24 protein-coding genes are annotated in these 19,556 nt (G+C 65.0%); 9 read left to right on the top strand and 15 right to left on the bottom strand.

Translation table 11 applies throughout. The annotated features are described in order from the left end of the window. Positions 1-18: 18 nt before the first annotated feature. Positions 19-1,098 carry a DUF87 domain-containing protein gene (locus SM753_RS10480; protein WP_318282339.1) on the bottom strand — a complete coding sequence of 360 codons (1,080 nt, stop codon included), beginning with the start codon at positions 1,096-1,098 and terminating at the stop codon, positions 19-21. 75 nt (positions 1,099-1,173) lie between these two features. Between SM753_RS10480 and SM753_RS10475 the strand changes: the two genes are divergently transcribed. Further along, on the top strand, positions 1,174-1,623 hold the full coding sequence (locus tag SM753_RS10475) for a carboxypeptidase regulatory-like domain-containing protein (protein WP_323191564.1): 450 nt from the start codon (positions 1,174-1,176) through the stop codon (positions 1,621-1,623). A 153-nt stretch (positions 1,624-1,776) separates the two neighbouring features. Here the strand turns inward: SM753_RS10475 and SM753_RS10470 are convergent, their stop codons facing one another. From SM753_RS10470 to SM753_RS10440, 7 genes are all read right to left on the bottom strand, one after another. Further along, positions 1,777-2,508 carry a protein-L-isoaspartate O-methyltransferase gene (locus tag SM753_RS10470; protein ID WP_323191563.1) on the bottom strand — a complete coding sequence of 244 codons (732 nt, stop codon included), beginning with the start codon at positions 2,506-2,508 and terminating at the stop codon, positions 1,777-1,779. 119 nt (positions 2,509-2,627) lie between these two features. Next, positions 2,628-3,266, bottom strand: coding sequence for a protein-L-isoaspartate(D-aspartate) O-methyltransferase (locus SM753_RS10465; RefSeq protein WP_323191562.1), 639 nt, complete (start codon positions 3,264-3,266; stop codon positions 2,628-2,630). Between the two features lie 3 nt (positions 3,267-3,269). Next, positions 3,270-3,926, bottom strand: a complete 657-nt coding sequence (locus SM753_RS10460; protein WP_323191561.1) for an HVO_0476 family zinc finger protein — start codon at positions 3,924-3,926, stop codon at positions 3,270-3,272. Positions 3,927-4,124: 198 nt separating this feature from the next. Beyond that, entirely contained in the window at positions 4,125-5,270 is a 1,146-nt protein-coding gene (locus tag SM753_RS10455) for a DoxX family protein (RefSeq protein ID WP_323191560.1), read from the bottom strand. Positions 5,271-5,331: 61 nt separating this feature from the next. Continuing rightward, positions 5,332-6,327 carry an aminopeptidase gene (locus SM753_RS10450; RefSeq protein WP_323191559.1) on the bottom strand — a complete coding sequence of 332 codons (996 nt, stop codon included), beginning with the start codon at positions 6,325-6,327 and terminating at the stop codon, positions 5,332-5,334. Between the two features lie 25 nt (positions 6,328-6,352). Further along, positions 6,353-6,853 (bottom strand): metallophosphoesterase, encoded by a 501-nt coding sequence (locus SM753_RS10445; protein WP_323191558.1) that lies wholly within the window; start codon positions 6,851-6,853, stop codon positions 6,353-6,355. A 131-nt stretch (positions 6,854-6,984) separates the two neighbouring features. Next, a complete protein-coding gene (locus SM753_RS10440) occupies positions 6,985-8,079 on the bottom strand; it encodes a phosphotransferase family protein (RefSeq protein WP_323191557.1) in 1,095 nt (364 codons plus the stop codon). 84 nt (positions 8,080-8,163) lie between these two features. On the opposite strand from SM753_RS10440, the gene SM753_RS10435 reads away from it, so the two are divergent. Continuing rightward, positions 8,164-8,865, top strand: a complete 702-nt coding sequence (locus SM753_RS10435; RefSeq protein WP_323191556.1) for an SDR family oxidoreductase — start codon at positions 8,164-8,166, stop codon at positions 8,863-8,865. Positions 8,866-8,960: 95 nt separating this feature from the next. On the opposite strand, the gene pgk is transcribed toward SM753_RS10435, so the two are convergent. Together pgk and gap are read right to left on the bottom strand one after the other, a co-directional pair. Then, on the bottom strand, positions 8,961-10,172 hold the full coding sequence (gene pgk / locus SM753_RS10430; protein WP_323191555.1) for a phosphoglycerate kinase: 1,212 nt from the start codon (positions 10,170-10,172) through the stop codon (positions 8,961-8,963). A gap of 6 nt (positions 10,173-10,178) precedes the next feature. Continuing rightward, positions 10,179-11,264: a type I glyceraldehyde-3-phosphate dehydrogenase gene (gene gap / locus SM753_RS10425; protein WP_323191554.1), complete on the bottom strand. Its 1,086-nt coding sequence runs from the start codon at positions 11,262-11,264 to the stop codon at positions 10,179-10,181. Between the two features lie 291 nt (positions 11,265-11,555). On the opposite strand from gap, the gene SM753_RS10420 reads away from it, so the two are divergent. Beyond that, positions 11,556-12,569: a type II glyceraldehyde-3-phosphate dehydrogenase gene (locus SM753_RS10420; protein ID WP_135533909.1), complete on the top strand. Its 1,014-nt coding sequence runs from the start codon at positions 11,556-11,558 to the stop codon at positions 12,567-12,569. A gap of 99 nt (positions 12,570-12,668) precedes the next feature. Further along, positions 12,669-13,067: an Hsp20/alpha crystallin family protein gene (locus SM753_RS10415; RefSeq protein WP_323191553.1), complete on the top strand. Its 399-nt coding sequence runs from the start codon at positions 12,669-12,671 to the stop codon at positions 13,065-13,067. Between the two features lie 59 nt (positions 13,068-13,126). Here SM753_RS10415 and SM753_RS10410 read toward each other — a convergent pair whose 3' ends face one another. From SM753_RS10410 to SM753_RS10400, 3 genes are all read right to left on the bottom strand, one after another. After that, a complete protein-coding gene (locus tag SM753_RS10410; RefSeq protein WP_323191552.1) occupies positions 13,127-14,017 on the bottom strand; it encodes a RimK family alpha-L-glutamate ligase in 891 nt (296 codons plus the stop codon). Positions 14,018-14,089: 72 nt separating this feature from the next. Further along, positions 14,090-14,620, bottom strand: a complete 531-nt coding sequence (locus tag SM753_RS10405) for a 50S ribosomal protein L16 (protein ID WP_323191551.1) — start codon at positions 14,618-14,620, stop codon at positions 14,090-14,092. 337 nt (positions 14,621-14,957) lie between these two features. Continuing rightward, complete coding sequence (locus tag SM753_RS10400; RefSeq protein WP_323191550.1) at positions 14,958-15,188, bottom strand: TrmB family transcriptional regulator; 231 nt, start codon at positions 15,186-15,188, stop codon at positions 14,958-14,960. Positions 15,189-15,404: 216 nt separating this feature from the next. Here SM753_RS10400 and SM753_RS10395 point away from each other — a divergent pair, with 216 nt between their 5' ends. Both SM753_RS10395 and SM753_RS10390 read left to right on the top strand, forming a co-directional pair. Continuing rightward, positions 15,405-16,004, top strand: coding sequence for a DUF6663 family protein (locus SM753_RS10395; RefSeq protein ID WP_323191549.1), 600 nt, complete (start codon positions 15,405-15,407; stop codon positions 16,002-16,004). Positions 16,005-16,040: 36 nt separating this feature from the next. Next, a complete protein-coding gene (locus tag SM753_RS10390; protein ID WP_323191548.1) occupies positions 16,041-16,412 on the top strand; it encodes a CHY zinc finger protein in 372 nt (123 codons plus the stop codon). A 19-nt stretch (positions 16,413-16,431) separates the two neighbouring features. Here the strand turns inward: SM753_RS10390 and SM753_RS10385 are convergent, their stop codons facing one another. Further along, complete coding sequence (locus tag SM753_RS10385; RefSeq protein WP_323191547.1) at positions 16,432-16,656, bottom strand: hypothetical protein; 225 nt, start codon at positions 16,654-16,656, stop codon at positions 16,432-16,434. Between the two features lie 107 nt (positions 16,657-16,763). Further along, positions 16,764-17,177, bottom strand: a complete 414-nt coding sequence (gene msrB, locus SM753_RS10380) for a peptide-methionine (R)-S-oxide reductase MsrB (protein ID WP_323191546.1) — start codon at positions 17,175-17,177, stop codon at positions 16,764-16,766. Positions 17,178-17,281: 104 nt separating this feature from the next. On the opposite strand from msrB, the gene SM753_RS10375 reads away from it, so the two are divergent. The 3 genes from SM753_RS10375 (at position 17,282) to SM753_RS10365 (ending at position 19,444) form a co-directional block, all read left to right on the top strand. Further along, the gene (locus SM753_RS10375; RefSeq protein ID WP_323191545.1) at positions 17,282-17,575 is read left to right on the top strand and encodes a hypothetical protein; all 294 of its coding nucleotides are present in this window, start codon (positions 17,282-17,284) and stop codon (positions 17,573-17,575) included. Between the two features lie 56 nt (positions 17,576-17,631). After that, positions 17,632-18,864: a cation:proton antiporter gene (locus SM753_RS10370; RefSeq protein ID WP_323191544.1), complete on the top strand. Its 1,233-nt coding sequence runs from the start codon at positions 17,632-17,634 to the stop codon at positions 18,862-18,864. Positions 18,865-19,120: 256 nt separating this feature from the next. Continuing rightward, entirely contained in the window at positions 19,121-19,444 is a 324-nt protein-coding gene (locus SM753_RS10365) for a DUF2892 domain-containing protein (RefSeq protein WP_138796607.1), read from the top strand. Positions 19,445-19,556 lie beyond the last annotated feature (112 nt).

The following is a 19,556-nucleotide window of genomic DNA, read 5'->3' as shown; positions in this document are numbered from 1 at the left end:
GTGCGACTACTGGCAGACTCAATTCTCATCGCTCGCCCGCGGACTCGCTCCGCCGTGAACCGTGTCCCGCTCTCGAACACGCACCGCGTGAACCGCCTCGCTGGCGTCGTCGACGAGCGTGATCTCACCCGGGTTAGTCGGCGACCGTTCGGCGAACGACGCTCCCATGTACGTCGGACGCGCGGCTTCCAACGCCTCGCGGTCTGCCCGAGATGTCAACCGATGGGCCAGCACCAGATCGGCCTGCGAGACGGCGACCGCGGGGAGTGCGCTGGGCCGTTGCGTCGCCGCGACGAGGCTGACGCCGGGATGTCTACCGCGAGTCAGGAGCCGTCGAAGCGCCGGGCCCGCTACGCCGTCGAAGAAGGCGTGCGCCTCGTCGACGAGAACCCACGGCAGGCGGTCAATCGACCGACTGACCCGCGCCTCGTACACCCCCGCGGCGACGGCACGGACGACCGCGTTCATCGCGGCTTCGGAGAGTCCGGAAACGTCGAGAACGGTCACCGCCCCGGACGCGATGTCAGCGGCGGTCAGGCCGTCCGGCGCGAACACGCCCCACGAATCAGCGAGCGCGAGGTGGTTCGACGCCGCCCGGCGCTGCTCGGCGGGAGCGTCGGCGTCGCTTGCTCTCGCTCGCATCTCCGCGAGCGACCCCGCGGCAGCCGCCGACTGCCACACCAGCGCGCCCGCGCCAGACGAGGGTTCGAGACCGAGCATCTCGCACCACGCTCGCGGCGGGACGGCGTCTGCCGTCACCGACGGCGACGACCGAACGCACCCCGTCACGTCGCCGCCGTCCGCCGCTAACCCGTCGAACACGCCCATCGGATCGACGACGATGGGAGCGACGCCCGATGCGCGGGAGAGCTCTTCCGCGAGGACGCCGAGAGTGTAGGACTTGCCGTATCCTCGCTTGCCGACGACGAGCGCGGCGTGGGGACCGTCGACGTCGAGGCGACACGGCGCACCGGAACTCCCGTCGCGAGCGCGGAAACGGCCGAGGGCAGCCGTCGGCCCGTCGGCGTCCGCGCGGCCGATCACGTCGGTCCGAGGACCGTCGGCGGACGGGTCGTGAGGTCGGTCGTCCGGAGTCACAGCGGGTGTGGGCCCACCATCGTATTTCAACCCCCGGACGAGGGTTTATGTAGGAAACCGGGGCCACACCGGGCCATGCGAACGTTCGACCGATTCCCCGACGACGAACGCGCTATCGAAGGGTTACCGATCCGACTCGTCATCGCACTCGTCGTCGGCGTCGCCAGTCTCGGCGTAATGATGAACATGTTGAGCGGCGTCGGTAGCCTCGCGGTGACCGAACTCGACGCGGAGCCGTCCCCGGATGTAGTGACACCGGGGAACCAGGATCTCGAAGTGCTGGTCGTCGACGAGGACGGGAACTCCGTGGCCGACGCGACGGTCGTCGTGCGCGGCGATTCGGCAGACCTCGACGAAACGAAGACGGCGACGACCGGCGACGACGGGACGGCGACTATCGCCGTCTCGCCGGAACTCGGGCCGAATCAGGACGAGGGTGAACTGGAGGTGGATATCAAACCGCCGAGCGGCGACGAGTACGTCGACCGGAGAGCGAACACGGCGATACTCGTGGTGCAAGACTGATACTGTCGGGTGTCATCCCTTGAATGGTATCGAACCCTCGGGGATCCGAGTACCGTTCCGAAGTGACAGCCGACAGTATGAGACGCGGACGGGTCGGCTGGGAGACGGAGCCGAAGCCGGAGAGATGAAACACCGACCGGCGGTCCCGCACTGTCAGCCGTCCCAGTTTATCCAGTCCTGTTCCCACCCGCGACGGGACTGCGCCTCGCGTCTGGCGATCTCGCGGTCCTCGCGGGCCGTCCGGTTGCGTTCGATGGATCCGGACTGCTCACCCTCGACGAGCAGCGGCGAGAACGCGACGGAACCGAGCGACGTCGACCCGTCGTTCTCGACCGCAGTCAGCGTTTGTTGTTTCGTGCCCATCGGCATCACGAGGCGCCCGTCGTCTGCGAGCTGGTCGAGGAGGGCGTCCGGCGGCTGAACGGCGGCGGCCTCCAGCAGGATGCGGTCGAAGGGAGCGTACTCGGGAAGACCATCTGCGCCATCGCGGCAGTCGACCAGAACGCCCTCGTAGCCGGCGTCCGCGAGGTTCTCCCGCGCGTCGAGTACGACGCGGCGGGTGATGTCGATAGCGTGTACGTTCGCCTCGCCCGCGATCTCGGCGAGGACGGCCGCGGTGTAGCCGACGCCGGCGCCGACGACGAGAACCGAGTCGTCCGGCTCGGGCCGGAGCGCTTCAAGCAGGCGTGCGGCGGTGCTGGGCGCGAGGACACGCGTGCCGAGGCGTTCGTGTGCGGTGTCGGCGTAGGCGGCCCGCTCGTCCGTGACGAACTCGTGGCGCGGCACCGCGCGCATGGCGACGCTGAGGCGGTCGCTCCGGACGACCCCCTTGGCCTCGTGTTCGAGGCTGTCGACCATGTCGTCGCGCAGTACGGCGGGTTCCATACTCGATCTACCGACCTCGACGGTTAAGAATCGCGCGCTTGGGTCCGGGACTGTCTGTCCCTGTCCTATCAACGCGGAGAAACAATCGCGGCTCTCGGACGCGTTGTGACGTCGTGGCGTTACTTCCCGCGCATCTCCACGAACCGGACGCCACCGTGGTCCTTGCGTTCGAGGCCGACCTCGGTCTTGCGGAGCAGTTCGAGCCGCTGACGGCGGTTCCCGACGGGAGCGAGGACCCGACCGCCGGTCCGAACCTGTTCGAGGACGGCGTCCGGCACTGATGCAGTCGCGCAGGTGAGATACGCGGCGTCGTAGGGGGCGTGTTCGGGCCACCCCTCGTGGCCGTCTCCCTGACGGATCGATATCTCGCCGTAGCCGAGACCCGCGAGCGTTTCGTGCGCCCGTTCGGCGAGAGCGGCGCTGTATTCGACGCTATAGACGCTCTCAGCCCCGACGACTTCGGCGGTGACAGCGGCGTGGTACCCGCACCCAGTGCCGATTTCCAGCACCGTCTCGCCGGGCGAGAGATCGAGCACGTCCGTCATGATGGCGACCATGTGCGGCGCGCTGATAGTCTGGTCGTCGCCGATCGGCAACGGGTGGTCCTCGTAGGCCCTGTTGCGCCGGGGTTCGGGGACGAACTCGTGACGCGGGACCGCACGCATCGCCTCCAGCGTCGCCTCGTCGTCGACCCGCTTCGCGAGTCGGTCGACGAGTTTGTCCCGTCGGTCCACGTAGTTGTTCCCACCCCCGAACATGGCTTACCAGGCGGACCAGGCGGACGTCGTCTCGTCGCGTGCGTACAGGCGGTTGATGTCTTTCGCCATCGCGCTGTCGCCCTCGTAGTCGAGTTTGTCGAACCGGTACCCCTCGGCGTCGTCGCGGATCGCGATCCCTTCGACGGTGAACTCCTCGTCGCCGAACGATTCGGTTTCACCGACTTCGAACTGGTAGTCGCCCGGTACGTGGACGTCGATGCTTCGAGTATCCTCGCGACCGCCTGTCCCTTCTTTCGGGTGGATCGTCGTGTTGACGCTGACGTTGCCGACTGCACGGGTCCAGAACGTTTCGACGTCTTCGACGCTCGCTTTCTCCACCCGTCGCTGTTCGCCGACTTCCAGACCGGTGATGCGAACGGTCATGATCGCCTCTTCGGTTTCGAGAACGAACTCCTCGCCGACGGCGACGCTCTCCTCGGGCGGAGCCTCGACGGTCGCGGTGAACGACTCACCTTCCTGCGAAACGACGACGTCCCGCGTGACGTCCTCGTCAGTCTCGATACTCGTCTTGTGAACGTGGCTACACTCCGTACAGCGGACCGTTGCCTGTCCACCGGGCTTGAGCACCTCGTGGACAGTTTCGACGTCCGGTGAACAGGACGGGCACGTGACCCCGACCCGCTCGGAAACCTCAGTCATACCCGGTTGTACTGGCCGTGAGCGTAAAAGGGATCGGAGTCTCACGTTAGCGGTCGTCCGGGCGTCGTACGTATCGGTAGAAGCGATGTATCCGTCGGGGACAGCGAACTCACTCGATTACAGAGCGACGGCTACGATCTCGGGGCGGAGTCGTAGCAAGCGGGCGGTTCCGGCCCACAGCCGTCACTCGCGGAACCGTTACTCGGACTCGGATGGGCCGCCGGCTCCGACATCTCCGGCTGGCGCTTCCTCGACATCCGTCGCTTCCTCGGTTCCGGTCGTCGACGTGTCGACCGTCGCCGTTCGACCGTGAAGCCAGTTGTCGAGCGCGAGGGGGCCGCTACCCGTGATGAACAGCAACGACGCGAGGCCGAACAGCGAGATGTGCGCGATGACGGGGTCGTCGGGCAGGCCGAACAGCGTGGTGGTGAAGAGGACGAACGCGACGGCGGCACTGGCGCGAGTGAACAGTCCCAGTATCAGTATGAATCCCAGCGCCATCTCCGTCAGACCGGCACCGACGACCCACATACCGGGTTCGACCGGGACGACCGCAGTCAGATCGTACTTCTCGACGACCTGAAGCGCGCGGCCTGGGTTCAGTAGCTTCTCGACGAACCCGAGGATGATGAAATTGACGCCAAGAGCGATCCTGACGGCCGTCGCCGCGTAGTCCTCGTAGGGGGAGACGAGAGCGTCGAACCGACGGGAGACGCCCCGGACGGGATCGATCTCGGAGTACATCGTCCGGTCGTTGTCCGCGAGTTCCTTGAACATCTGGTCGGCACTGGGCCGGCCGCTTCCGACGAGGACGATAGCTAGCAAGGCACCGACGTACTCGCTCGCGAGGAGGAGCAGGGGATCGAACGGGAGGCGCACGAGGTAGCCGATCAGGCCGATGGCGGCGACGAACCGCGTTGCGAACCCGAAAAGCAGGAAGAAGCCGATGCCGACCTGAAACAGCCGCGTCACCGCAGGGACGGCAGGGCTGAAGAAGTAGCCCGCGAAGCCCGCGCCGACGAGGGGGAGCCCGACGCTCAGGCGGAGCATCCACGGGACGAGGTCGACATACTCCTGGAGCGTGGTCCGCAACACGGCCAGATCGTACGCGGCCGGTCGGAATCGAAGGTATCCGGCGACCGTCGCGGCGAGAGCGAGGCCACCGCCCGCGAACAACGCAGCGTTCACCGGATCGCCCAACACGTCGACGACAAACCGAATCGCGTCGACGGGATCCCCTGACCCCTCAGTGACGTACCTGACGTGCGCTCGCGCTCGTCCGCTGACCGCGACCAGCGCGCCCGTCACCGCGACGAACCAGGCGGCCGTGCGTCGGAGTATCATACGGACGTGTACGCAGGGCACTGCCAAAAGGACGGCGTGGAACGACCGCCGAGGCCGCGTCTCAGACCCCCTCCGGTAGTTCGACGGCTTCGCCGTCCGCGTACACCGTCGGGTCGCGGATGATCCCGTCGAGGTGGATAGGGGCGTCCGTGTCGCCGCCGATGCCCGCGTCGTCGCCGAGGGCGATGTGGACAGTGCCGCCGGCTTTCTCGTCTAACAGAACAGACCCGACGAGTTCCGTGACGGCGACGTTCGTCCCGATGCCGAGTTCGGCGAGGTTGTACGCCGCGTTCCGACGCGGCGCGTCGGAGCTCGCCGAGGTCCCCTCGGCGGCGTCGCCCACCTCGTCGGCTGCCGCCTCGACCTGTCCGCGGATGTCGTCGTCGCTGATCGAGGTGACGTAGCCGTCTTCGACTTCGAACTCCAGGGTCTCGCCGTCGTCGAGCAGGCCGTGGGGCATCATCGTCCCGTCGACGACGTACGTCCCGTCGGCGCTCTCGGGGCTGACGAACACCTCGCCCGCGGGCAGGTTAGAGAAGTCGCCCGGGTCGCGGACCATGCCGGTGTCCGAGAGCCACTCGCGGTCGCCCGGATAGAACGTGATGTCGGTGCCGCGCTCCGTCGTCACGCGGACCTCCTCCGCGTCGCCCACCCGTTCCAGCATCGCCTCGCACTCGGCGGCGATGGACTCGTAATCGGCGTCCAGTCCCGTGGTGAACACCTCTTCAGTGATGCCGGGTAGGGTCGCGCCGCGAGCGCCCGCCTCGCAGGCCTCGCCGCGTGCGCGGGTGTGGCTCAGGCTCTTCGTCGTCGGTGCGAGAAACACGTCGGCCTCCCGCATCGCCGCCGCGACGGGGGCCGGCGGTTCCTCGCCGTGCTGGTCGCCCGGCGGGTACCGCAGGAGCGTCGCGTCGTCGGTGATCTCGCTCGCCACCTCGTACAGCGCCTCGCCGATCGCCTCGCGCTTGTCATCGGTGACGACGGCGCAGGACTCCTCGGTCCCGAGGTTCAGACACTGTTCGACCGCCGTCTTGGCGGAGTTCCGGAGGTCGCTCATGGGGAGACGTGCGCGGGGCGGGAGGTTAGTCCTTGTCTTCTATCCGCTCGAACGCGACCTCGCCGGCGTCCGTATCGAGGACGGCGGCGTGGAGCGGTTCGGGCGCGGGCGGGATCGAGATGCCACCCGGATTGATCCGGACGGTTCCGCCCTCCTCGTGAGCGCACTGGTGGGTGTGCCCGTGGAGGACGTAGTCGTACTCGCCGCGCTCGACCAGCGCCCGCACGATGGGCATGCTGGTGCCGTGATACACCGCGAAGTCGGTGCCGTCGAGCGTCAGTTCGGCCATCTCGCCGTGGTACGTGCCGAACGCCTCGACCGCCGCCTGCAGGTTCCACTCGCCGTCGTTGTTCCCCCGGACGGCGTGGAACTCCCACGCCTCGCGCTCGAACGGCGTCGCGGAGAACGGCGCAACGAAATCGCCGCAGTGGACGACGGCGTCGACGTCCTCGCGCTCGAAGTGTTCGACCGCCCGCTCGACCACGTCGACGTTGTCGTGCGTGTCGGAGACGATGCCGATTCGCATGTGCGCCGGTACGGCGACGGCCGGGAAAAGCGTGTGCGGTCGCTAACTGCGAGCGGTGGCGGCGTAGAAAGTGGTAGAGTTCGACGTGAACTCGCCCGTGAGACGGAGAGAGCCACTGATACCGAACTCGCCTAAAGCCGGAACTCCCCGCTGGCGATACTATCAGCTATCAGCGCCATGTAATCGACGTACGGCTCCCAGTCGGACTCCGCCCCGGCTTCTATCTGGTTGCGGTGGAGGTCCTCCCAAACAGTCGCGAGCGTAAACGCCGCGAACGCTCGGTAGAACCGCTCGTTTTCGAACGACATCCCCGTCTCGTCCTCGTACCGAGCGACGAGGTCCCGTCGGCTGGGACTGCCCGGTTCGTTGGTGAACGGAGCGAGCCCACGGTCGTTGGTTTCGTTCAGGTCCTGTATCACGTCCTCGTTCGAACATCGGTCCCGAATTCCGGCAAGTGACGGCGTCGGGTCGCCGTCGTCTCGCCACCGGAGCAGAAGGTATCCGAGTTCGGTCAGCGGGTCGCCGAGAAACGCCGTTTCCCAGTCGAGAACACCGGTGATCTCGGGCCTGTCCGTCCCCCCGAAGAGAACGTTGCTCGGCCGGTAATCCCCGTGAACGAGGGCCGTCTCGGTGTCCGACGGGACGTTGTCCCGAAGCCAGTCCGCGACATCCCAGAGTGCGGAGGGATCGTGTCCGGTCACCCGGGTCGCATTGCCGAGTTGGTCGATGACGCGTTCGACCTGTGCCTTCGTCGTCTGCCGTTCACACACGTCCGCGAACTGCTCCGCATCTACCGTGTGGATCTCGGCGAGCGTATCGGTCAGGACGGTGGCGATCCGGTCGCGCGCTGCCGTGTTTCGAAACCGTTCGGGCGGTGCGGAACCCAGCGGGATCGTCTCTCCGTCGAGATACGTCATCACCAGAAACGGGTCATCGATATCCGGGTTGTCCTCGCAAATCAGGACCGGTTCCGGAGCGGGTACGGCGGTCTCTCCGAGCAGTTGCAACACATTGTACTCCTGACGCAACTCGTTAAACGACTCCGTGTGTCTCAGCTTGTTCGGCCGTCGCAGAACGTATGCTTGCTCGTCCTCAGGTGTCGAGATCACGATGGACAGATTGAGCCCATCGTGAACTACCTCGGTTTCGACCCCGCCCACGTCTAATTCGCTCGAAAGGAACGTTTCGAGTTCGGCCGTGTCGATATCCGTCCCCGTCTCAGTCATAGTCGACGTGGATTACTATATCACATAAAACGACTCCGTTCGTGGAGCGGAGACGTTTATCAGGAGGCACTCTACATGGCAGATATGGATTTGGCAGACAGGACAGCAATAGTGACCGGGGCGTCGTCGGGAATCGGCGAGGCGACGGCAAGGGCGCTTGCACGCGAGGGCTGTGCCGTTGCGCTGGTGGCCCGTCGCGAGGACCGACTGGCGGAGATCGCCGACGAGATCGAAAACGGGAGAGCGCTCGTCGTTCCGACCGACGTCGCCGACGAGGACGAGGTCACGGCGATGGTCGAGGAGACGCGGGACGCGTTCGGTAGCGTCGATATCCTCGTCAACAACGCCGGCGTGCTCCGATCCGACCCGGTCGCGGACGCTGACAGGGCTGACTTTCGGCGGCAGGTCCGGGTCAACCTGCTCGGGGTGATGAACACGACTCACGCCGCGTTGCCCGCCATGCTCGCGTCGGACGGGGGTGACATCGTCGCCGTGTCTTCGATGAACGCTCGCTATCCCGCTGAGGGCGGGAGCGCCTACACTGCGTCGAAGTTCGGCGTCAACGGGTTCTGCCGGTCCCTCCGGAAGGAGATGTCCGAGGAGGATGTCCGGGTGACGATCGTCATGCCGGGACCGGTCGCCAGCGAGATGAACGACTGGGAGGAGTGGGACGGCCGGGCGCTGAACCCGTCCGACGTGGCGGAGGCGATAACGTTCGCTGTCTCCCGTCCGGACCACGTCGAAATACCGGATATCACGGTCAACACGACGGATAAGATCGGGTGACCGGAAGAGAGCCTCGCCTGAATCCATTCGGTTCCGCGGAGGGTACCCGTGGGTGATCGAACTCCCAGCGGCTGGGATCCGCTCGATCGGCGCGCTCACTCCTGACGCAGTGCCTCGACGGCCGCGAGCGGTTCCCCGGTGAGTGCGCGGAGATACGCGCCGCCAGCGATCGAGAGGTGGTCGAAGTTCTCCTCGCCCAAGTCATACATCGTGACGGTTCGGGAGGTGTCGCCGCCGCCGACGACCGAGAAGCAGTCGGAGTCGGCGACTGCGCGGAGCACTTCGACGGTCCCGTAACTGAACCGCTCGTCCTCGAAGACGCCGAGCGCGCCCTTCACGAGGACGGCCTCGGACTCCTCGATGTGGGGAGCGTACGTCTCGACGGTGCCGTGGCCGACATCCATGTAGGAAACTGATTTTTCGTCGATGTCGTCGACGTCGTGTTCGGCGCGGTCACCGCTCTCGTCCTCGTACGCCATGTCCTCGGGGAGCGCGATACGGTCGCCGTACTCGTCGAGCACGCGCTCTATGATCGCCTCGTTTTTCTCGTAGTTGTCGTCGTAGAGGCCCGTCCCGTCAGGGAGATCGTAGCCGACCGGATAGCCCGCCGAGCGGAGAAACAGTTCGCCGACGACGCCGCCGAGCAGGAACTGGTCGACCGTCTCGTCCAGATGGTCCATGGCGGCGATGACGTCCTCGGCTTTGGTGCCGCCGAGCGCCATCGTCACTTTGCCGTCGAAGTCGCGGCGTTCGATACTGGTGTTGTACTCGTACTCGTCGACCATCACGCGGCCGGCGTAGGCGTCCATCACCTGCGGGAAACCGACGATGGAGGCGTGTGCGCGGTGGGCCGCGGAGTAGGCGTCGTTGACGTAGGCGTCGAACTCCGGCGCGAGCGTCTGTACGAACTCGCTCCGGGCGTGGTCCTCGGGCGAACGGTCGCCCAACTCCTCGTCTTCGAGAAAGCGGACGTTCTCCAGCAGGAGAACGTCGCCTCTCTCGGTGTCGTCGATGGCGGACAGGGCGTCGTCGCCGTACACGTCGTCCACGAACGAGACCGCACGGTCGAGATGGGAGGCGAGCACGTCGGCGTGAGATTCCAGCGAGACGAACGTATCTCGGCCCGGACGGCCCTGGTGAGCCATCAGGACGACTGCGTGGCCGTCGTCGACCAGTTCCTGCACCGTGTCTGCGTGACGCTCGAACCGGCGGTGGTCCTGCGCGCGGCCGTCTTCGATGGGCGCGTTCAGGTCGAGGCGGACCAGCAGTCGCTGATCGGGCGCGAGGTCGTCGAGAGTTTGGAACATTCGGACTCAGGCCGAAGGCTCAACCTCTGCGGACTTGTCCGTTTCCTTCTCGCTGACGAGCCCGGCGACGTCTAGCATCCGATTCGCGAAGCCGTACTCGTTGTCGTACCAGGCGAGTACCTTGATCAGGCCGTCTTCGGCCTCGACTTCCATCGTCGACTGGAGGTCGACCAGCGACGAGAAGGGAACGCCGACGATGTCGCGAGAGACGACCTCGTCTTCGGTGTAGCCGAGAACGCCTTCCAGGTCGCCGCGGGCGGCCCGCTTGAACGCCTCGTTTACCTCCTCGGCGGAGGCGTCCGCTTCGAGGTCGACGGTGAAGTCCGTGATGGAGCCGTCGGGGACGGGGACGCGCATCGCCATGCCGTCGAGTTTCCCGGCCAGTTCCGGCAGGACTTCCGTCGTCGCCTTCGCGGCACCGGTCGACGTCGGGACGATGTTCTCCGCTGCAGCGCGGCCGCGTCGGGTCTTCGCCTTCGGCCCGTCGATGAGGTTCTGGGACCCGGTGTAGGCGTGGACCGTGGTCAGCATGCCGGACTCGATGCCGAACTCCTCGTCTAACACCTTCGCGACGGGGGAGACGCTGTTCGTCGTACAGGAGGCGTTCGAGACCACGTCCTCGCCCTCGTACTCGTCGTCGTTGACGCCGTAGACGATCGTCTTGACCTCCGTCTCGCCCTTCGGCGGAGCGGAGATGACGGCCTTGTCCGCGCCGGCCTCGATGTGTTTGTACGCGTCGTCGTAGGTCCGGAAGAGACCGGTGCACTCGAAGGCGACGTCGACGTCGTACTCGTCCCACGGGAGCTTTGCGGGGTCCTTCTCGGAGAGAAGCGGAACGGAGAGGTCGCCGACGGTGAGTTCGTCGCCGTCGAGGTCGACGCCGTCGAGCGTGCTGTGAACGGTGTCGTACTCCAGAAGGTACGCCATGTCCTCGCTGTCCATCACGTCGTTGATGCCGACGACCTCCGCGCCGGCCGTGTCCATCGCCGCCCGGAAGACGTTCCGGCCGATGCGACCGAACCCGTTCAGCCCGATTCTGATGGGATCGGCACTCTCCGCGACCGTACGCGTAGCATCTGAATCTTTACTCATATCTGAATAATAGAGGGCGGGCAGTAAAGTATTTATCCAACAAACCGGCGATCTGAGAGCTCTCGAAGCTATCGAAAGACAGTCAGGTGTTCCGCGGTCGACGACGGGAGACACGACGCCCACACTGAGAAAAGTTCGGATAGGTAATATTTATTTCATAGGGAGTAGTTAACTTGCACCGAGAGAAGGCCGGCTACGTCCCCTGAATTTCCCCGCCACTACTCAATTTCGAGTTAAAATCTATCATATTGACACGAAAAGGTTATCCCCATCAACGTCGGAGGAGGTCATATGCTCCATGTGGGCATCAACGGGTACGGCACTATCGGGAAACGCGTCGCGGACGCCGTCCAGGCGCAACCGGACATGGAAGTCCACGGCGTCGCGAAGACGTCGGCGGACTTCGTCGCCGAGAGTGCCGACCGCGCCGGTTACTCGCTGTACGTAGCGGGTGCCGACGGGGTGGGAGAGTTCGAGACGGCCGGTCTCGACGTCGACGGAACCGTCGACGACCTCGTCGCCGAAAGCGACGTCGTCGTCGACGCGACGCCCGGCGGCATAGGTGCAGAGAACAAACCGCTGTACGAGAACCACGACACGCCGGCGCTGTTCCAAGGGGCCGAAGCGCCGGACGTCGCCGAAACCAGTTTCAACGCCCGCGCGAACTACTCCGAAGCGCTCGGCGAGCAGTACGTGCGGGTCGTCTCCTGCAACACGACCGGACTGTCGCGCCTTCTCGCACCGCTGTACGAGGCGTACGGTGTAGAGCAGGTCCGCGCGACGCTCGTCCGCCGCGGCGGCGACCCCGACCAGTCGAACCGCGGTCCGATCGACGACATTCTCCCGGACCCGGTCGAGTTGCCGTCCCACCACGGTCCGGACGTTCAGACGGTTTTCCCGGACCTCGACATCCACACCGCCGGGCTGAAGGTCCCGTCGACGCTGATGCACGTCCACAGTATCAACGTCCAGCTCGGCTCCGCGCCCGACGCCGCCGAAGTGAAGGAGTTGCTGGCCGACGAGTCTCGGCTGTTCCTCGTCCCCGAAGGGATGCGGATCGACGGTCCCGGCAAGCTCAAGGAACTCGCTCGGGACGTCGGCCGCCCGCGAGGTGACATCTGGGAGAACTGCATCTGGGAGGAGTCGATAACGATGGAGGACGACGAACTGTTCCTCTTTCAGGCGATCCACCAGGAGAGCGACGTCGTCCCGGAGAACGTCGACGCGCTCCGTGCAGTGTCCGAACTCGCCGACGCCGAGGAGAGCATCGAGCGAACGAACGAGGCGCTCGACCTCGGCATCTGAGCGCGGCCCGGACGCCGATTCTGGTTTCTGCGTCGTCAGTGTCCGGCGACATCCGCGACTGACAGAAGGTTTTTGCCCGCGCTGTCCCTACGGTGTCGTATGCGACGCGACGACCGCGACGAGCCTTTCGACGACCTGTTCCGGGAGATAGAGCGGATGATGAACGAGATGATGGGTGCCGGCACCGGTAGTGCCGACATGCGTTTCGAGAGTTCGGCCGGGTTCGGATCCGACACCCACGTCGACATCCACGAGACCGACGAACAGATCCGCGTCGTCGCGGACCTGCCCGGCGTGGAGAAAGACGACATCGAACTCCAGTGCGACGGAAAGGTGCTCACCATCAGCGCCGCCAGCGAACGCCGCGAGTACGACGAGCGCGTCTCGCTCCCCGTGCGGGTCGACGAACACTCCGCATCGGCCACCTACAACAACGGCGTCCTCGAAGTGTCGTTCGAGCGCGCGGGCGACGACTCCGCCGACATCGACGTTAACTGAACTCCCCGGCAGAACGGTACCCGAAGTCGCCGTCAGCATCCGTCCGCTCCGAACCGCCGTCAGACGAGGTCTCTGATCGCGGTTGCTATCCTGTCGTAGAAGTCCGGTCGATACTTCGTCGCCGCGTCTATCGTCGGCCGGGCGTTCGTCTCGTTGACCACCGTCCGGTCAGGCGTGACGAGGAGGTCGACCCCGAGAAACCGAACGCCGAGCGTCGCCGCCGTCCGCTCCGCGAGGCGGCACAGTTCCGCGGACAGGTCAACTCCCTCGGCGACTGCCCCCCGGTGGACGTTGTGTTTCCACTGCCCCGCCGCCAGCGCGTCCCCCGGAAGGCGGCGCTCGACCGCGCCGACGAACTCGCCGTCGACGACCATCGCCCGGTAATCCGTCGCCTCGGGCAGGTACTCCTGGACGAGAAACGTCTTGTCGCCGGTCGCTCGGTAGTCGTGGACCAGGTCGAGATAGTCGACGACGCCGAGAAAGGAGTCGAGGTCGTGCGCTTTCGCCACGCCCGCGCCGCGGGTCGCTGAGTTCGGCTTGACGACGACGGGCGGGTCGAACCGTTCGAACGCGTCGACCAGGTCGGCCCGGTCGGCGGGGTTCGACACCATCACCGTCTCGGGAACGGGCAGTCCCGCTTGACCAAGTTCCGCTATCACAGCTCCCTTGTTCCGCGACGTGAGGACGGCCTCACGGCCGTTGAGCCACGGCACGTCGAGGAGAGCGTCGACGGCACCGCCCTCCATTATCCGGCCCGGGAACACGAATCCGGCGTCGAACCCGTCGGGAGCGAACCGGCCGTCGTCGGTGGCGTCGAACGGATCGTCGCCGGTCAAAGCGATCGCTCGTTCGCGCGCCGGGACGTGAACGGCCTCGATACCGCGTTCTTCGAGGGGGTCGACCATCCGCTCGAACGTCTCTTCGCGGTTGGCGACCGCCAGTCGTAGCATAGCGGTACAAACGACTACGGGACGAAAAAACCGCGTGAAAACGGGTCGCGATTCCGCGGCGAGCGGTCGCGTCTACGCGATGAGTTCTTCCTCGCCGCGCTCGACGACGACGCGACACGGCGGGGAGATCTTGTTGTAGGCGCGGCGGAACGCTTCCTTGGCGACATCGGCGTCCTCGACCTCGCACCAGACGGTGAAGATGCGCTCGCCGTTCTGGATACGGGCGGCGGTGCCGACGATCTTCCCGAAGGCCTGGCGCATCCCGTCGGAGACACGGTCCGCACCCGCACCGGTCGCCTGCTTGTTCTCCCGGATGACGTGGTGGGGGAACTTCCGCAGGATCATCTTGTAGTTCTCCTGTCCGACCTCCTTGAGCATGTGGCGGTTGGCCGACAGGCGAGCGGCTTCCATCGAACCGTGGCGGAGTTGGACCTCTTCCTCGACTTCGAGGCTGATCTGAACGGGGTAGTCCTCGGGGTCAGTGTCGGCGTTCCCCATCTTGTGCTGTGCGATCTTCGATCCGGGAATGCCGGTGATGTACTCGCGTCGCGTGTACGGTGGCTTGTCGATGTTCCGGTACATCGAGGCTGGCTTGTCTGACATGGTTATTACAGGGTACTGAGGCTGACCGCGCGAATAAACCCTTCGAAGCCGTACTGTCAACGGGTCTCGGCGCGCGATGACTGACGAAACAGTACTGACGGCTGTCCGACAGTGTATCAACGACGAGACCGACGCAGTACGGTCGGAAACGGGGTCCCGCGAACGGGTACGGGGCGGCGGGAAAAACGGGCGTCAGTAGGCAATAGGTTCGCGCTCGCGGGTCGACGACATCGTTCGACAGCGCGTGTCGAACGGGCATCTCATAGGGATTTCTGTAACTGTGTCCCGGTGTTTGCCGACCCCGCTCGGCGAGATACCGAAACGAATTGCGATCCCCTCAGGCCGGCGCGACGGTGTCGCCGTGCTTCTCGGCGAACCCGTGGGTCGTCAGCGTATTGAGGATGCCGAAAAGGGTGATCTTCTGCATGTCCAGTGCGGACTGGAGGTCATCTATAGACGTTTCGCCCGTGACCGACAGCTGAAGGTAGACGAGTTTCGCGCGGGGCGAATCGAGTTCGGCGGGGATCGGCTGAACGGATCTGCTCTGGAAAGCCTGTTTCGTGCTCATTTTGTCTCGTCTACGAGTGCGACGTGATAGTATAAGAGCCTATGTTGCAGTGAATTAATACACCAATGATCGATTCCGTGTGATTATATGTCTTGAAGGAAGGAGACATATCCCCCGATTATGGAAGGAAAATAAATAAATAGCGTTTGAGTTGTCTGCAGTTTACTCGGGAGCCGACGCGACGAGTCTTTAGGAGACGGACGACAACCATCCGACGTGCAACCGAGAACGAGCGGGCGGTTCCGGGTGCTTGAGGGGACGCGAGAGGGCGACGAGTGGCTGTTTCTCGACGTGGATACGATGGATCCGACCTACGTCACGAAGACGGGCCACGGCGACGCCCAGTCCGCGGTCGACGAACTCGAACCCGGCTATCGGATCGACGCCACGATAGCGTGGGAGGACGAGACTCCACGGGTGGCCGACATCGACGTACTGGACCGGACGGTGATCGAGTTCGTCGACGGTGCGGACACTGTCTTCGACGCCGCCCAGGAGACCTGGCGGGACGCCCGCGCGGACGGTGCCGGGATGAACGCGGACGTGACCTACAGCACGGACGGCGAGGCGAACGGCGTCGTCTACACGTTCGCCGAACAGGGCGGCGAACGCGACCTGTTCGGCGAGTTTCGGGACGGAATGCGACCGCTCGAACCACTGATCGACCGCCTCGCTGACGGCGAGGAACGGCCGTTCGAGGTGTTCGTCATCCGCCCCGCCGCAGACCCGTTCGTCATCGTCTACCTCACGATAGAGAAAGGCGGACTGCTTGCCGACACGGTCCGCGATACCTACGACTGTCCGCGTACGGAATGACGGAGAGTTTACGACCGTGACGGAGCACGCGATGGGATGGGGATCACAACCGTGACGCAGCGAGAAGTGTCGGTTACAGTCGGCGGTGAGACAGTCCGCGGCGTCGAAGTGGACCACGAAACGCGGTGTGTCCATTACGACGGCCCGAGAGACGTGGTCGCGCTACAGTTCGCCTGCTGCGGCGCGTACTACCCCTGTTTCCGCTGCCACGAGGCGGTCGCCGACCACGATATCGAGCGGTGGCCGCGCGACGCGTTCGACGAGGCGGCGGTTCTGTGCGGCGTTTGCGGGACGACGCTTTCCGTTCGGGCGTATTTATACTGCGATAACGCGTGTCCGCACTGCGGCGCTGCGTTCAATCCGGGGTGTGCGAACCACTACGACCGATACTTCGACATCACAGAGTGAACGGTCAGCGGAGTCGCATTCAGAGGACGGAGACGTTGGCGGTTCCGACGACGGCTGCGAGCCTCGCCGTTCTCACCGCCGACTCGGTCCCTTCCGTGCCGGGTTCAGGGAACCACGTCGGCGGCGGCAGTAGTCCCGCCACGACCGCGAGAGCGTACAGCAGGAGGATAGCGAGGATGACCAGCAGGAACGCCATCAGATACCGGAACACGCCGCCAGATTCGGTCGGGCTGGGAAGATCCATACGGGATCGTCCCCCGTGAATTTCCTTATGGGTTCGCACCCCTCACTCAAGGGAGTGATCGCCGGCCCGGCAGGCGAGAATCCGGGGCTACACAGTGAAAGCGGGAATTACTGATCGCCGTCGAAGTCGAGCGAAGCGGAGTTGACGCAGTAGCGCTTTCCGGTCGGGTCCGGCCCGTCGTCGAAGACGTGGCCCAGATGGCCGCCGCAGCGAGCGCAGACGATTTCGGTCCGCTCCATGCCGAGACTGGTGTCGGGACAGGACTCGATACGGTCGTCGTCGACGGCGTCCCAGAAGCTCGGCCACCCGGACCCGGACTCGTATTTCGTCTCTGAATCGAACAGGTCGGCACCGCACCCGGCACAGGCGTACGTCCCGTCCGCTTTCTGGTTGAGGTACTCGCCGCTTCCGCGCGGTTCGGTCCCGCCCTCTCGGAGCATCTCGTACTCCTCGTCGGTCAGTCGTTCGCGCCACTCCGCCTCGGACTCCGGCAGGTCGTCGGACGCTGTGTCGTTCGGCATGCTCGTGCGTAGGGTCCCTGAAGACATGGGTGTTGTGCCGGTCTCCGCGGCCAGACGCGACCACGCGGTGTGCGTTTTTGCCGGTTCGCGTCGAACAGTCGGACATGGACGTAAACGACGCACTTCGGGAGATAGACGCCGCGAAAGAGGGGGCGCTCACCGAGGCCGCCAGGCGAAAGTCGCAGTACGACCACCGACGACAGGCGTACAAGAAGGCGCTCCGCGAAGCGCGAGCGATCGCCGGCGATGACGCGGCGTGCGAACTCGCCGACTGGATCGAGGCGACGATCCGGGACGAAAAGCAGTTGCCGCGTGCGCGGGAGGTGCGACAGAAAGGTGCCGACATCTGTCGGGACCGCGGCAAAGAGGTGTCTACCGGGTCCTGGCTCGGCGCGTAGCGGCACTGGAGCGAACCACACGGACCGTTTAGTCACTGAACGGCGAAACACGGACGATGGAGGCGTTGAACGTCGGACTGACGGTTATCGGGGGTCTGGCGCTGGTACTCGGCCTGTTTTCTGGGATGTTACAGAGTAGGGTGTACGTCCTCTCGGCTCCGATGGCTGCCACGCTGGTCGGGGTCGCGGTCGGACCCCAGGGATTCGACCTCCTGACTCTCGCCCGGTTCGGCGATCCGTTGGCGATACTCGAGCAGTTCGCGCGATTCACCGTGGCGATAGCCGTGATGAGCATCGCGTTGCGCATCCCCGACGACTACTTCCGGCGGCAGGCGCGGTCGCTCGGAACGATACTCGTCGTCGGAATGACGTTCATGTGGCTGACGAGCGGACTGCTGACCTATCTCGTACTCGACCTGCCGCTTTGGGTCTCGCTCCTCGTCGGCGCGGCCGTGACGCCGACGGACCCCGTTATCGCGAATACCATCGTCACCGGCGGGACAGCCGCGGAGAACATCCCGAAAACCGTCCGGAACTTCCTGTCGGGCGAAGCGGGAGCCAACGACGGCGGTGCGTACCCCTTCGTCTCTCTCGCCATCTTCGCCCTGTCGCACCCGGCCGAGACGGTAGCCGTCGGCTGGCTGACCGAGACGTTGCTCTGGGAAGTCGCCGGTGCAGTGGTCATCGGTGTCCTCGTCGGAGGCGTCGCGGGCGCGGTAGAACGCTGGACGAGCGAGCAGGAGTACCTGGACGACACGGCGTTGCTCACGGTGACCGTCGGGCTCACGTTCGCCGTACTTGGAACGGTGAAACTGCTCGGGAGCGACGGTATCCTCGCGGTGTTTGCAGCCGGGTACATCTACAGCGTCCTTGTCGACCCGGCCGACGAGATCGAGGGACAGCGGTTTCAGGAAGTCGTCAATCAACTGTTCACCGTCCCCGTGTTCGTGCTCTTCGGGATGGCCGTACCCTGGGCCGCGTGGGAGTCGCTGGGCGCGTCCGGCCCCGTACTCGTCGTCGCCGTCCTCCTATTCAGACGGCTACCGATGGTCTTCGCTCTGTGCCGGTGGTTGGACCCGCTCGACGGTCGACGCGATGCCGTGTTCGTCGGCTGGTTCGGCCCTATCGGCGTCGCCGCCGTCTTCTATGCGACCCTCGCCGTTCGACACACCGGACATCGGTCAGTGTGGGCCGTCACGAGCCTGATCGTCGCCGGGTCGATAGTCGCTCACGGGTCGACGGCGACGCCGCTGACCCTGTGGTTCGGCGACCGGAACGGGGAGAAGTGATCGGGCAGCAGGACTTTGGTCCGGCCGGTCGAACGCCCGATATGTCTGACGTCGACGACGAGTACGACGCCGCGTACGCTGAACTGCGCGCGTTCCGCCGGCAGATCTAGTTCCGCTTTCTCACGCGGACCGGTTTCTGCCGACGTTCGTGGCCGGACGCCCGGAAACGCGAACCGTCGTCTCCGCCACTTGCGCGGATCTCGCGTATCGACCAGGATGAATGAACTTCAAGGACACGGAGCCCGATCTACGAGATATGGAGTTGAGCAAGGAGATCGAAGATCGTGACCGGCTGGCTCGGACACTTCTCACTGTCGTTCTTGGTGCCGTAGCGCTCAGGTCATTTCGGAAGGGGAAGCGATTGACCGGGACGCTTGCGGGCGTCGGAGCGGTCGCGGTCGGATATACAGCGACGAGTGAATCTGAAGGGCTGGAAGCGGAGATCGGTATCGAAACGGATAGCGAGGACGTGGAGCTACGCTGTTCGGCCTGTGGCGAACCGATAGTCCCGGGGCAGTCGCGGCGGCCCGATGAGAACAACGAGATCGTTCACGAGGCCTGTATGGAAGTCACCGAATAGGCGCTCGGGTGTCGACACGTTACCCCGATCGACGCGAGAGCGACCTCTGTGCATCCTGAGAACTGTCAACACGGACCGGCTCCACTACGTTTATCGAAACCGGGAGTGTCGT

The sequence above is a fragment of the Halostella sp. PRR32 genome, assembly GCF_034808085.1.
GTDB classification, from domain to species: Archaea; Halobacteriota; Halobacteria; order Halobacteriales; family Natronoarchaeaceae; genus Halostella; species Halostella pelagica.
The sequence above is the reverse complement of the archived record's forward strand: the minus strand, read 5'-3'. Positions and strand labels throughout refer to the sequence as shown.

What these genes read in the sequence shown, in the direction of transcription:
- SM753_RS10475 (WP_323191564.1), top strand. Translation starts at nt 1,174, where the DNA reads ATGCGAACGTTCGACCGATTCCCCGACGACGAACGCGCTATCGAAGGG.
- SM753_RS10470 (WP_323191563.1), bottom strand. Translation starts at nt 2,508, where the DNA reads ATGGAACCCGCCGTACTGCGCGACGACATGGTCGACAGCCTCGAACAC.
- SM753_RS10465 (WP_323191562.1), bottom strand. Translation starts at nt 3,266, where the DNA reads ATGTTCGGGGGTGGGAACAACTACGTGGACCGACGGGACAAACTCGTC.
- SM753_RS10460 (WP_323191561.1), bottom strand. Translation starts at nt 3,926, where the DNA reads ATGACTGAGGTTTCCGAGCGGGTCGGGGTCACGTGCCCGTCCTGTTCA.
- SM753_RS10455 (WP_323191560.1), bottom strand. Translation starts at nt 5,270, where the DNA reads ATGATACTCCGACGCACGGCCGCCTGGTTCGTCGCGGTGACGGGCGCG.
- SM753_RS10450 (WP_323191559.1), bottom strand. Translation starts at nt 6,327, where the DNA reads ATGAGCGACCTCCGGAACTCCGCCAAGACGGCGGTCGAACAGTGTCTG.
- SM753_RS10445 (WP_323191558.1), bottom strand. Translation starts at nt 6,853, where the DNA reads ATGCGAATCGGCATCGTCTCCGACACGCACGACAACGTCGACGTGGTC.
- SM753_RS10440 (WP_323191557.1), bottom strand. Translation starts at nt 8,079, where the DNA reads ATGACTGAGACGGGGACGGATATCGACACGGCCGAACTCGAAACGTTC.
- SM753_RS10435 (WP_323191556.1), top strand. Translation starts at nt 8,164, where the DNA reads ATGGATTTGGCAGACAGGACAGCAATAGTGACCGGGGCGTCGTCGGGA.
- pgk (WP_323191555.1), bottom strand. Translation starts at nt 10,172, where the DNA reads ATGTTCCAAACTCTCGACGACCTCGCGCCCGATCAGCGACTGCTGGTC.
- gap (WP_323191554.1), bottom strand. Translation starts at nt 11,264, where the DNA reads ATGAGTAAAGATTCAGATGCTACGCGTACGGTCGCGGAGAGTGCCGAT.
- SM753_RS10420 (WP_135533909.1), top strand. Translation starts at nt 11,556, where the DNA reads ATGCTCCATGTGGGCATCAACGGGTACGGCACTATCGGGAAACGCGTC.
- SM753_RS10415 (WP_323191553.1), top strand. Translation starts at nt 12,669, where the DNA reads ATGCGACGCGACGACCGCGACGAGCCTTTCGACGACCTGTTCCGGGAG.
- SM753_RS10410 (WP_323191552.1), bottom strand. Translation starts at nt 14,017, where the DNA reads ATGCTACGACTGGCGGTCGCCAACCGCGAAGAGACGTTCGAGCGGATG.
- SM753_RS10405 (WP_323191551.1), bottom strand. Translation starts at nt 14,620, where the DNA reads ATGTCAGACAAGCCAGCCTCGATGTACCGGAACATCGACAAGCCACCG.
- SM753_RS10400 (WP_323191550.1), bottom strand. Translation starts at nt 15,188, where the DNA reads ATGAGCACGAAACAGGCTTTCCAGAGCAGATCCGTTCAGCCGATCCCC.
- SM753_RS10390 (WP_323191548.1), top strand. Translation starts at nt 16,041, where the DNA reads ATGGGGATCACAACCGTGACGCAGCGAGAAGTGTCGGTTACAGTCGGC.
- SM753_RS10385 (WP_323191547.1), bottom strand. Translation starts at nt 16,656, where the DNA reads ATGGATCTTCCCAGCCCGACCGAATCTGGCGGCGTGTTCCGGTATCTG.
- msrB (WP_323191546.1), bottom strand. Translation starts at nt 17,177, where the DNA reads ATGCCGAACGACACAGCGTCCGACGACCTGCCGGAGTCCGAGGCGGAG.
- SM753_RS10375 (WP_323191545.1), top strand. Translation starts at nt 17,282, where the DNA reads ATGGACGTAAACGACGCACTTCGGGAGATAGACGCCGCGAAAGAGGGG.
- SM753_RS10370 (WP_323191544.1), top strand. Translation starts at nt 17,632, where the DNA reads ATGGAGGCGTTGAACGTCGGACTGACGGTTATCGGGGGTCTGGCGCTG.
- SM753_RS10365 (WP_138796607.1), top strand. Translation starts at nt 19,121, where the DNA reads ATGGAGTTGAGCAAGGAGATCGAAGATCGTGACCGGCTGGCTCGGACA.